9 protein-coding genes and 1 pseudogene are annotated in these 11287 nt (G+C 57.3%); 5 read left to right on the forward strand and 5 right to left on the reverse strand.

Going from position 1 to position 11287, the window contains the following annotated elements:
- The first annotated feature begins 5 nt into the window (after nt 1-5).
- The 5 genes and pseudogenes from ACRXB1_RS00875 (at nt 6) to ACRXB1_RS00895 (ending at nt 5426) form a co-directional block, all read left to right on the forward strand.
- The gene (locus tag ACRXB1_RS00875) at nt 6-1256 is read left to right on the forward strand and encodes a TrbI/VirB10 family protein (protein WP_449490763.1); all 1251 of its coding nucleotides are present in this window, start codon (nt 6-8) and stop codon (nt 1254-1256) included.
- On the forward strand, nt 1249-2052 hold the full coding sequence (locus ACRXB1_RS00880) for a transglycosylase SLT domain-containing protein (RefSeq protein WP_449490764.1): 804 nt from the start codon (nt 1249-1251) through the stop codon (nt 2050-2052). Before ACRXB1_RS00875 ends, ACRXB1_RS00880 begins: the two co-directional genes overlap by 8 nt.
- Nucleotides 2049-3317 carry a hypothetical protein gene (locus ACRXB1_RS00885; RefSeq protein WP_449490765.1) on the forward strand — a complete coding sequence of 423 codons (1269 nt, stop codon included), beginning with the start codon at nt 2049-2051 and terminating at the stop codon, nt 3315-3317. The genes ACRXB1_RS00880 and ACRXB1_RS00885 overlap by 4 nt, the downstream gene beginning before the upstream one ends.
- Before the next feature lie 11 nt (nt 3318-3328).
- Nucleotides 3329-3541, forward strand: a pseudogene (locus ACRXB1_RS00890) (transglycosylase SLT domain-containing protein); the annotation flags it as partial.
- A gap of 187 nt (nt 3542-3728) precedes the next feature.
- On the forward strand, nt 3729-5426 hold the full coding sequence (locus tag ACRXB1_RS00895; protein WP_449490766.1) for a phage integrase family protein: 1698 nt from the start codon (nt 3729-3731) through the stop codon (nt 5424-5426).
- A gap of 7 nt (nt 5427-5433) precedes the next feature.
- Here the strand turns inward: ACRXB1_RS00895 and ACRXB1_RS00900 are convergent, their stop codons facing one another.
- The 5 genes from ACRXB1_RS00900 to ACRXB1_RS00920 form a co-directional block, all read right to left on the reverse strand.
- The gene (locus ACRXB1_RS00900; protein WP_449490767.1) at nt 5434-5742 is read right to left on the reverse strand and encodes a hypothetical protein; all 309 of its coding nucleotides are present in this window, start codon (nt 5740-5742) and stop codon (nt 5434-5436) included.
- 61 nt (nt 5743-5803) lie between these two features.
- Nucleotides 5804-7870, reverse strand: a complete 2067-nt coding sequence (locus tag ACRXB1_RS00905; protein WP_449490768.1) for an integrase — start codon at nt 7868-7870, stop codon at nt 5804-5806.
- Nucleotides 7863-9566, reverse strand: coding sequence for an integrase (locus tag ACRXB1_RS00910; RefSeq protein WP_449490769.1), 1704 nt, complete (start codon nt 9564-9566; stop codon nt 7863-7865). Before ACRXB1_RS00910 ends, ACRXB1_RS00905 begins: the two co-directional genes overlap by 8 nt.
- Nucleotides 9563-10744 (reverse strand): tyrosine-type recombinase/integrase, encoded by a 1182-nt coding sequence (locus ACRXB1_RS00915; protein ID WP_449490770.1) that lies wholly within the window; start codon nt 10742-10744, stop codon nt 9563-9565. The genes ACRXB1_RS00910 and ACRXB1_RS00915 overlap by 4 nt, the downstream gene beginning before the upstream one ends.
- Nucleotides 10744-11076: a hypothetical protein gene (locus ACRXB1_RS00920; protein ID WP_449490771.1), complete on the reverse strand. Its 333-nt coding sequence runs from the start codon at nt 11074-11076 to the stop codon at nt 10744-10746. The genes ACRXB1_RS00915 and ACRXB1_RS00920 overlap by 1 nt, the downstream gene beginning before the upstream one ends.
- Between the last annotated feature and the right edge of the window lie 211 nt (nt 11077-11287).

The raw sequence follows: 11287 nt of genomic DNA on the forward strand, positions 1-11287 counted from the left end.
TCGCCATGGCCAAGAAAACCCCGGCTGACAATCCCAACGAAGAGCAGATCGCGCTTACGAAGGGCAAGACACCTCGGAACGCCATTATGAGCATCGGCATTCTTGCCGCAATCGTGATCGGTGTTCTGGGCTTCTTCTACGAACTTAAGGCATCAAATCAGGCAGAGCAGGACGCACGCGACAAAAAAAGCCTGGCCCTCAAGTCCAGCACCGAAGGCGCGGGCGACAAAGGTCCAACTGATATCGAACAGGAGATCCGCAAGCAGCGAGACGCGGCAGCGGCAGAGGCGGCAGCGCGCGCGGCGTCCGATGCGGCCGCTGCCCAGCATCCAGTTAAGCCAATGCTGACGGGAACGGATTTCCAAAGCGAAATTGACAAGGGTGGGGCGGATACGCAGGCGCTTGCACGTAATGCAGCTCAAGACGCGATTTACACATCCTCCGTATTCAAGCAGTCGGGCGGGTCACGCAACAACCCTCAGCAGACGACAACGCTTCCCCCAGGTGTTCCCTCGTTGGAAGAGTTTCGTGCATCACGAGCAGCCGCCGGTGACCCCGGCGCGGAGCAGCTCGCCATGCAGTTGGCCAAGCAGGGGCAAGCGCCTGAAGACCGGGATCGCGCGTTTCTTCGTGAGGCCGCCGCACAGGGAGGCATCGAACAGACAACGTTCAACGGTCGCTCACGCGGCTGCACGCTTACGCCCCCTCACAACATTCACGTCAAGACGATTGAAGGCTTGAATTCGGATAAGCCGGGACGCGTCGCGCTCATGGTCGATGAAGACGTGTACGACAGCCTTCAAGGCGACTGTCTGATGATCCCGAAAGGCTCGTTCATCAACGGCCAGTACAGCGCGGACGTCAAGGTTGGTCAGGAGCGCTTGCTCGTCGCCTCGACATCTCTTCGCTTGCCCAACGGAAAGAGCGTGCCGATGAACGGCATGCAAGGCGCTGATCAAAACGGCTATGCTGGTTTCTCCGGCGACGTAAACAATCACTTTCTAAAGATCTTCGGCGCTGGCTTCATCACGGCGATCCTGCTGAAGTCGTTCGACAACGGCGCGCAAACAGCAACGACGTCTAGTCCTAACGGCGTCACAACCTACGGCAGCACGGCAGGTCAGGTCGCCGCGACGACAGCGCAAGCCGTTTTGCAGCGCAACCAGAACATCCCGCCCACCATCACGGTCGATCCGGGTGAGAAGTTCCTCGTGCAAGTCACGCAAGACATCGTCATGGAGCCCTACCATGACTAAAGCGCTCCTCGCAGCCGCGCTGCTCTTCACTGGATCCGCATGTCATGCGGCGACAATAGAAGAAATCATTAGCCCAACCCGATACGTCGTATCCAGTGCCGGACAGCGCACTATCCTCGATATCGGCGGTACCCCGGTTTACGCATGCGGTATGAAGCCATTTCAGTCGTGGGCGCAACGGCTGGAGGGTCAATCTCTCGAAACGGGGCAGGGCGCAACGCCAACCGTCAACGTTGCTGGAGCGCCCGTCAGTCTGCTTGCCATCCTCGTGAGAGGTGGATGGGTACAACCCGGTGTGCTCACCGATGATGCCCAGGCTGCGATGACAGAGCGGCGTGGTGGCTGGGCATGCGCGTCCGCGCAAGCGCCGTTTGATGCCATGCACTCCACAGTCGATCCAAAAATCCTTGCTGGGATAGCACTCAACGAATCTGCCTACAACGGCCGCGCATGGCCATGGACACTGAATGTAGCCGGTCGTGGGTTCTTCTTTCGCACGCGCGAGGACGCCTATCGCGCGATTCGCACCTTGATTGCCGATGGTCGAAGCGACTTCGACATTGGTCTCATGCAAATAAACTGGAAATACCACTCCCAGCGCTTTGCTTCGCCGTGGGACGCCTTGAGTCCGGCGACCAATATCCACGTCGCCGAAGAGATTCTCAACGAGAACTTTCAGAAGACGCGTTCCGCGGTGAAAGCGGTGGCGTACTACCACAGCGCTAACCCGCAGCCGGGTCGCGAATATCTCGCGCGGTTCGTCCAGCACCTCTCTCAAATCGATCGCGGCTTATGAAGCAATCACTCACAGTCGTTTCTATTGCGTTGGCACTGCTCTCAGTGAACGTCGCGCTCGCCGGCACCGATCCATTCGACTTCGACTACGAAATCGCCGGCAATGTACTCGAGCGTCCCGCACTCGTCTTCAATGACGGAAGTTCAACGTACTTTCAGCCCCGGGCAGGACAGAATCTGCGTGTCGAGGGTGGCCGCAACGAAGGACCTTATGTCGTCGTCCCGGGCACCCCGGATGTGATCCATTACTCCACGGGACAAACTACTGCCACGGCGTACTGGAAGAAAGCGAATCGCTTCATGGGCGACAAGACTCGTGAAAGCGACGATCTCCCGTCCGGTTTTACTGGATTTTCCGGACGTCTCGCGCTAATCGGTGCGCACTCGCACCTTGAAAGCACCCGCGCCTTGAACGCCACCATGCCTCTTTCGCAAATGGTCAAGGCGCTGGTGCCGCAGGGGTGGACAGGCTCTGCACAGAAGGATATCGACCTCACCGCTTCAACGAGTTTCGCTACACGGGACGGCGAAAACTGGATGCAGTCGTTCGACCGACTGGTCGCCTCATCCGACATGTACGCGGACGTTGATTTCGATTCGCGGCATGTCACCTTGCGGCGCTCGGCACCCAAGTCAGTGGCGGTGAATTATGTCGCGAGCAATGCGCCGTTGGCATCGGCATCGGCATCGGCATCGGCATCGGCATCGGCATCGACGATCGCGGATCCAATTGCTGCGATTGCCGCGAGCTCTGCAGACGCCCCCGTCCATGATTCGCTGCTTGCCTCAAAGCTTGGTGCGGTCGCCATTCGTGATGGCGACGACTCGCACGTCCAGATCAAATTTTCGGCAAAACCGGCAGCGGAAATCAAAGTGGTCGATGAAAGCGGCAAGTCGTTGCGTCCGAAGTGGGATGACGCGGGCAACGTACTCACGATCAACCGCGCCGAGCGCTTCGTTGTATCGAACGGCGCAGACCAGGTGGAAGTGGCCCGGGTCGCCGGAACGGTCTACGAATTCGACGCCGGGAATAAGGCCGCGTTGGAAAGTGTGTTCGACAAGGACGGATCGACATTCTTCAAGTTCGCTGATTCGGTCGGTCACGTAACGGTGGCTGATGCAAGGCATCTCGGTACAGGCGAACAGAAAGGCCGCTACTACAAGTTCAACGGGACGTCCGACCAGTTCATTGTGAATGCGGACGGCAACGTGGTGAATGTGACGCGTCGCCATGACGTGCGCTTCTTTGACAGAGCCAAATCGTGAGTACAACCGTCATGACGATCAACCATCTTCTTGCTGGCGTCGTGCTGTGGCTCGTGGCTGCGCCGTCGATCGCACGTGCAGATTGCCTTGATGATGCAGCCGCATTTCATCGCGTGAACGTGGTCCTCGTGCGCGCCATTGCCCAGCAAGAATCGGGCATGCGTGCGAATGCCGTCAATGTGAATAGCGATGGTTCGGAAGACATTGGCCTCATGCTGAGTAACCGTAACCTTTGATGCTGTTACATAACGATCTGAGCCTTAAGCGCGGTTCCGAGCGCAGTAGTTTTCGCATGGTGAGCTGCTATTTCGATAACAGCGGTTATCAGAACAGCGCCGTTGGCGATGCGGGATAGGCAAGGTAGCCGCCATGGCATAGTCTGTGGAACCGCTGTACGCGTCGGAGGCGAACGTGAAGCAGTCCCATCGCATCGATCAACACGGGCAAACGTATGACGCGTTTCCCGACTACGCTTCCCTCGCGGCACTGCGCGCGTGGTGTGAGGGCCTTCCGGCGCGCACGGCCGTCGAACGCTATTTGTCGCACAGGCGAGTTCAGGCGCAATCCTCTCGCGGCATGCTTGGCCGGATCAGACGCCGCTTGATCGATATCGCGGAAGCAAACGGGCGAGACGATCTTGCCGCTGTTTTCAGGGATCGGTACACGAAGCACGCACGACGGGGTATGAACGTTCACCGGGCGATCGAGGCGTTGCGTGAGTTGCAGGACCGCGAGCCGCAGATCAGCGACGATCTCGATCTGTGGTTGGCGCCGCGAGTGAGCCTGGCGTTGAGACGAATGGGTGTCAGGACGTTTGCCGAGCTGACATTGCGCGTACCTCGCCGTAATCGCTGGTGGAGTGAGATGGTGGGCATCGGCCCGGCGTCAGCACACCGTATCGAAGCGTTCTTTTTGCGTTACCCGGCATTGACCGAATCGGCGCGCCGGCTGGTGGAGCGATCGGAACGGACGCAACGCGTTATTTGGAGTGCTGTCATGGTCGCCCGCAGTCGAGATGGTTCTAGAGGGCGATATCGCGCGCCCAGGGCGAGGTGCCTGCTCAGTGTCACGACCGACCGCGAGGCGATCGAAGCATGGCTGTCCTTGCATGAAGCCGCCACAACGTCTCGGACGTATCGCAAGGAAGCCGAACGGCTCTTACTCTGGGCCAATGTTGAGCGCAAGCGAGCGCTTTCATCGTTGAACACCAGCGACGCCATTGCCTACCGAGCGTTCCTGCGCTCCCCCGAGCCACGAGATCAATGGATCGGTCCGCGGCAAACGCGTCTGTCTGATGGATGGTGCCCGTTCTTCGGACGTTTAAGTCCCTCATCTGTTGCCTACGCATTGTCGGTGCTCTCAGCCATGTTCCGGTGGCTGGTCGAGCAACAATACGTGGTTGCCAATCCGTTCGCCGGCGTGAGCGCAGGTTCCACGCGAGCAACCGTTTCCAGAAGCGTGCGATCGCTTCATGACGATGAGTGGCAATTCGCTCGGCATGTTGCCAATGATCTGTCGACACAACATGGCTGGTCGCTCGAGGCAGCTCAACGGCTGCGCTTCATCCTTGACTTCCAGCTGGCGACCGGCCTTCGTGCGAACGAGTTGATTCACGCGCGGATCGGCGACTTGATCTTCGGGGACGCTGCGGACATCTGGCTTCGCGTGGTTGGGAAGGGTCGCCGCAGCGCACGAGTCGCTTTGCCCCCACTTGCCATGCAAGCCCTTCAAACCTATCTTCATCAGCGAGGACTGCAGGATGACCCGCGCCATCGCAGTCGGAGCCTACCGCTTGTGCCCGCACTCGGCCGCGATCATTCGGTGAGCATTTCCGGGACGCGCCTTTGCGCCGTGCTAAAGCGATTCTTCCGTCTTGTTGCCGAACAGATCCGACCGATGGATTCCGTTGGGGCTCGTAAAATCGAGCAAGCCAGCCCCCATTGGATTCGACATACTCATGCGACGCGCGCGCTCGCTCGTGGCGTGGAACTGCGCAGCGTTCGCGATAACCTTCGGCATGCATCGATCGCGACGACCTCGCGATATGTGCATGGTGACGAGCGGCTGCGCATGCAGCAAGTGAGCATCGCGTTCGCTGCCGAGGGGTGAGTTCGGCTCACTGAGATGCTTTTTTCAGGCGAGCGGTCAGCTGTTCGTTTTCTTTGGCTAAGCGAAGGTTGATCGACTGCGATTTCACCAGATCGCTTTTCAGCTGCTCGATCGCCTGGCGTGCTTCTTTGAGCTTTCGTTGAAGCACATCGGTACTGTCGGGAAGCGATTTTCTCTGGTGTCTGCTAGTCTTACCATGAAGTGCGCGCACGCGTTCAGCGATGTCTGGATATCGGTTGTGTATCGTCGAATTGCTTAACCCGGCCTCTCGCGCAACAGCCGCGATGCTAATCCGTTCACCGGTGCCGGACTGCATCCTGCCAAATTGCAATCGGCGAAGTGCGAGCTCCAGGCGACGCCGGGTTGGGCTCTTGCGCTCAGTTCGCACGACGTATTTTTTTGGGAAGTTTGAAGGGCGGCACTTCGGCACCGAGGTCTGCGAGTACACGTTCGGCTTTACGAAGATGATCGACACTGCGCTCACGTGACGGCCTTCCAAGGTCAGAGCATTGCAGCACGTCAATCTGCTGTTGCCGGATCCCTTTCCAGATCTCAATGTGAGTCGAATCAATCACGCCTTCACCGCACGAGGTACATCGCACTGCATCGTAGAGACCTTGACCCCCGCAACCGTTACCGCTCGCCATACACCATGAATGCCCGGTTCCTCGGATGAAGACACTTTCGCCAAGTTTGCGGCAGAAGTCGCGCATATCGCGAACGGTCTTAACTTCGCCCCGGCTACGGAATGCCATGATGCGTTGACCGCCCATGCCCGAGAGGCCACTGTGCGGATGCATCCAGCTTTGAATGATCATACTTTGCAGTTCATCACGCTCCGTCATGATGTCGTTAATAAGCGTGCGATCTGCGCCGCTGTCATACCGGGCGTAATAGAGGGTCATGTCGAGTGACCAATGCTTGAAGTGTTCGCGCAGATACCGGACGTCGCCGAGCACGTGCCGGGCAACATAGACTGCAAAGGTTCGCCTAAACTCGTGCGGAGTGAGCGGCCATGGATCCCCAGGTCGAATCCGATCTCGCTTGATCACGCCGTCCATGTCCTGCTGTTCGACGAGCATATTTGCCATCTTGCTGAACGCCCTCAAGCTATATCGGGCACTCACACTTCCTACAACAGAAATACTTCCATACTCCGGGTTATATACGGCCATCAAAGCGTTGCGATTACGGCGAGCCCGTTCAAGATTGACTTGGATCTTTGCGCGGGATTGCTCATCGAGGTCAGGTGCCTTCGCTGCGCGCTCCAAGACTTTGATCCGTTTGTCTCCCCGCGCACGTTCGGGCTCGCCACACCGAGTTGCTACGGCAACCGCTTTTCCAACAATCTCAGGCACCATCCACTCGGCCGGCCGCGGTTCATGCTCGTGCTTGTATGTCGTTCCCCGGAGCCAGAAGAACGTCTCACCGTCGAAACCTTTTCTTTTAACGAAACATCCAACTTCGAGCGACGCCAGTTCCGAGTCTCGCATGCCTGAGAAAGCAGCGCATACGATGTAGCAGGCGGTCCGCAGATGGAGGAGGTCGGCCGTTACCTCCAGCCGCTGCTTATAACCATGCGCGGCGATCAGTCGTCGCTCCTCCGGCGAACTTTGATGGTTCGCCTTGCGACGAAGGTATTCAGCTTCAGTGGCATATACACTTGAGAACCCCTTTGGGTGGGTCTTACGGTGAGCCGCTTTGACCCGGGTCAACTTGCTAGCTGCGTGCGCGGCCAGCTGGTCACGCAAGGTCAAGAGTGAATCCGCCCGATTTTCAATGTAGTCAAGCGCCGTACGCACTAGCCTGCTCATCAGCCGCTGAGGAATGACTTCTGTTCTCGCCTGCTTCCAGCTTTGCAGTCTTGGTTGGCGACCGCCCCGGGCAAGACGTGTCGTACCGCCATGTTGATATTTCCATGGGTACTCCGGGATGCGATCAACGAGGTGGTCGCCAAGTTCGTAGTAGCTTGTGATCGTGCCAAGAATACTAGCAGCTGTTGTAGGCTGCAGTGCTCCAACGAGGGTTGACGCAAAGCGAGCACAGTGGTCGGGCGTCAACTCACTGAAGGCAGTCAGGTCCTCATCTGTCATCCACACAAGCAGTTTTTTGAGCTGATTCCAGTTACTTATGAGCGTACCTGCCATTACGGGCCTACCACGCTGTCCACTGGCTACACGCCATCGCGTGTACAAGAAGCGTTTCGCCGATGCGATCAGCGGCGCGTAAGCGGGATCCGTGAGTCGACCGTCTTTGTTAAGCTTGGAAGAGAACACGATCCGAACGCCCGTCGTATTCTTTTGTGCGACGTATGGCGCGAGATTCCAGACCTCGTCGCCATAGCGGGAAATGATCGTGTTGCCTTGCCGACTGACGATGACCTGATTCAGTTCGTCATCGTTGATTGAAGCCAAGTCTACAAGTTGGTTGGTCGAGTTAGCCATGGTTTTGCACAAGGAGCATTGATCGATCGCGCCACATCGGGTGAGGTTCGACGAGCGCTTTTCCCTTCGCCTGCTTCATGACTGCCGCTGGAAAGCGGGGCGCAATGACCCGGTCGATTTCCCTGATCACCCACCCGTACACCTTCTGCCATTGACTCCTGCCAATCAGATTTCTTTCCTTCACAAGCAGCCAGTAGAAGCTGTACATACGGTAAAGGTCGCTCTCCATCACTACCTGGTTGGGACACCGGAAGCAGTGAAGGAAGGCTGAGCATGCGGTGTGGCCGTCTTTGGGTGCATACCGGCCATCGAGTGGCGAGGAGCATCGGCCAACACCTGTATTGTTTTCTCCCGCGACGATACGTTTTGCTTCGTCGAGGGCGACGTTCATTTCCTTGGCCAGTCGCGCTAGTGTTGGCGCATCCTTTGCGGTCCCGCGCAAATCTATTTCCAGACATTTGCCGAGGAAGTGATGGTTGCGAACCATCTCGGGTGTCACAGCCAGGTAATGGGTATCCGTGACATTAGGTCGGTTGCCGAGCAGGTTCGCAGTCATGGCGACGTCACCCCCGGTTAAATGCCATAACCGAGATGCAAACGTCTTCCGTAGCCGCATGACAGACAGCGCTAGTGGGACTTGGCCACCTGCCCGTTCGTCTGCGTCGTTGACGAACAGTTGATGTCGCCCGACGAACCGTTTGATGGACGTGGAAAGGACTTTTTGGGAGAACACCGACACAGCGCCCCAGCGTGCCAAATGGGGAGAGCGACGATACAACCACAGGTAGTTGCGCAGCTCTGGCGGAGCGAGGACGACCAGCTCGTGAGTGAGGTCCAACACATCGCGTATAAGGGCGCTTGTGTCTGCAGCAAGTACGCTGATCTCTTCGACCTTGTGGGGCTTGCCAATCGACAGCGTCAAGATGCTGTTGCCGCGGCGCTTATAGGTAGTCAGCAGCGAATGCGTCTGCGGTTTCAGAGGATGAGCCCGCACGGCATCGCGTGTCATCTCAAAGAGGGAAGTCGGATTCCGGCCGGTTCTGGCTGCGACGAGAAGGAAGTACACAAGCAACCGATCAGCTTCATTGCCAGAAAAGAACCCGGCCCGGATCGATCGGAGGTCATTTGCTAGCGCACCCAAGAGTTTCTGCATTTCTTCCTTGGTATACGGCGAGGGTGCCTTGCAGGCGCGTCGAGCGTTTGGAAACGGCTGTCGCGGGAAGCAGTCCCTTCGAAGCTCGCCCGTCGCAACACATTGCACGAGCACCGTTTTCAGGCCCCCGTATAGCGATCGTGCAGTTATCGGAGACAGTCGCCCACTCTTCGTGTTGGCGGGTCGACTTTGTAGCCAGTCAACGAAAGCCTGCAGCGAATGACGATCGATATCCGATATGCGGTGCATAGAAAGACGTGAGCCGATGGTTGAGTCGAGGAAATCGAACCATCCTGTTAGACTGTTCCAGTAAATGGCCGTGATAGTGTTATCAGCAAGAATCGGCTGGAGACGTCGCAGCCCTTTTGTCATCGACAGTAAGAGTTCGTCGCGACCAGCGTCGATCTGCGTTCCTGTACGACATCGCCACCGACCGAAGTCCAAGGTCGTCTTCGCTGTAACGACCCGTAGATCATCGTTTGTCGCGCCAGGCGCTGCACGCTGCCTCGGGACCCGGTCGAGTTGATAATTCTTCCGTTTCATCGCGTATCTCCCGCAAAAAGCAGTTCGTCGATTTCTTGCTCGTACCGGTTCAGATGCTTTTCGCCAAGCATGTCGAGGCAGTGAACGTATGCAGTTGTTGTCCAGATAGATGCATGCCCAAGTCGGTCACGTACCCACGCGAGTGCATACCCAAGGTTACGGTTCTGACTCTCCCCGTACAGCTCGAAGGTAGCGAAGGTGTGGCGCAACATGTGCGGCGTCACCTTGAAGTCGAGCACAGGCCGCGCAGGCGCAGTCGGCTTCCACAGCTTTCGATAGGCGTTACACAGTCCTTTCTCGCTCCAAGGCGCCCCAAACCGGTTGAGAAACACATATGGGGAGGCTGCACCTTGAGCCGTTCGATAACGCTTAGCCCGTACAGCGCCTTCGCCGAAGTTGGCGAAGTCGAACAGATCCTTCATGAGTTGCCCGGATGCGTAGACGCGGCGAGGTCTGCTTCCTTTGATCTTCATATCAGACGGTGACAGGTCGATCGCGACCTTGCGCCAACGCCTTTCGGTCGCTGGGTCGAAGAGGTATTTCATCGGAAACGTTCTACATTCCTCGCTGCGCAAGCCGGTCTGAAGCATCAGCTTCGTCATCAACTGCACAGTGCTGCTATTGCAGTTCTCAAGAAGCGCGCGGCACTGCTCGGTCGTGAGGAACCGGATCGGCTGGCGGGGTACCCGGGGAAGGGTCGATGCCCTGATCGCATCGCGAAGCGATTCGTCTCCAGTGCGCGATAGATGAACGTCCCACGGAACATGGGCGATACGATTGTGCGTCGCGGCCCACTCATAAAAGCGCATGATCTGCGACAGCCGCTTGCGTACCGTACTCGGCTGCATGGAGTGTCGGCTGGAGTTCGCGTCGAGCACGCCGAGCGACCAGTTACGATACAGCGCAAGGTTCGATATTTCGCCGAAATCTTCAGAATCGATTTGCCATGCGTCCCAGTCAAAAAAGTTAGTCTCAAGCCAAGCGAAATAATCGTAAATCGCTTCTGCGTAGCTTTTCCACGTCGCGTGGCTTCGCGTTCGGCCGTTTTCGAGTGCAACCCACAGCAGATAGTCGCTCGCCGGTTTGACGAGTTCCATGTCTTCCGAGCATAGGAAAGGTATGCCCGGGTACGACCGCCCTTTGTAGAAGAAATCGTGCGTCGTGTAGAAGAGTCTCATCAGAGCGTCCCATCGGTACTTTCATGGGCATCGATGCAAATCTTTACGGACCGGACAAAGTCGAGCCCAGTGATATGGGCGGCAAGATCGATCGCTCCCGCACCGCCTCTCCCTCGTTTGGTAGGCGGTATCAGTTCGTTGACCCATTTTTCGTTCGTGAAGACAAACCGAAAGTCACGGCCGCGGTAACCGACCAGGACGCGAATGCTGTCGCCAGAGGTGGCGGATCTATATTCGCGATCCAGCTTGTAATACGCGCCTACGAAACGCAGCAGCACATAAAACGGCACCGCTCTGGCTAATTCAATTTCCTCTGCAGTCCAAGGTCCCATAAAAAAGCACTCCTGAACAACACTGTTGCAATTGAATATAGGCGATGGTTGAGCCTTTTGTGTAACTGTTACAAGGTTACAGTCCTGAGTACTATGGAGTTGATGGCTCGGCCGACGATGGCGAGTGTGAAGAACGCATCGCGATGCATCGGCCGCCTATGGTGGGCTATGCGAGCCGTACGGGGACCAGACGGAACCTGGCTGCTTTGCG

This window comes from Caballeronia sp. M23-90 (assembly GCF_053574605.1).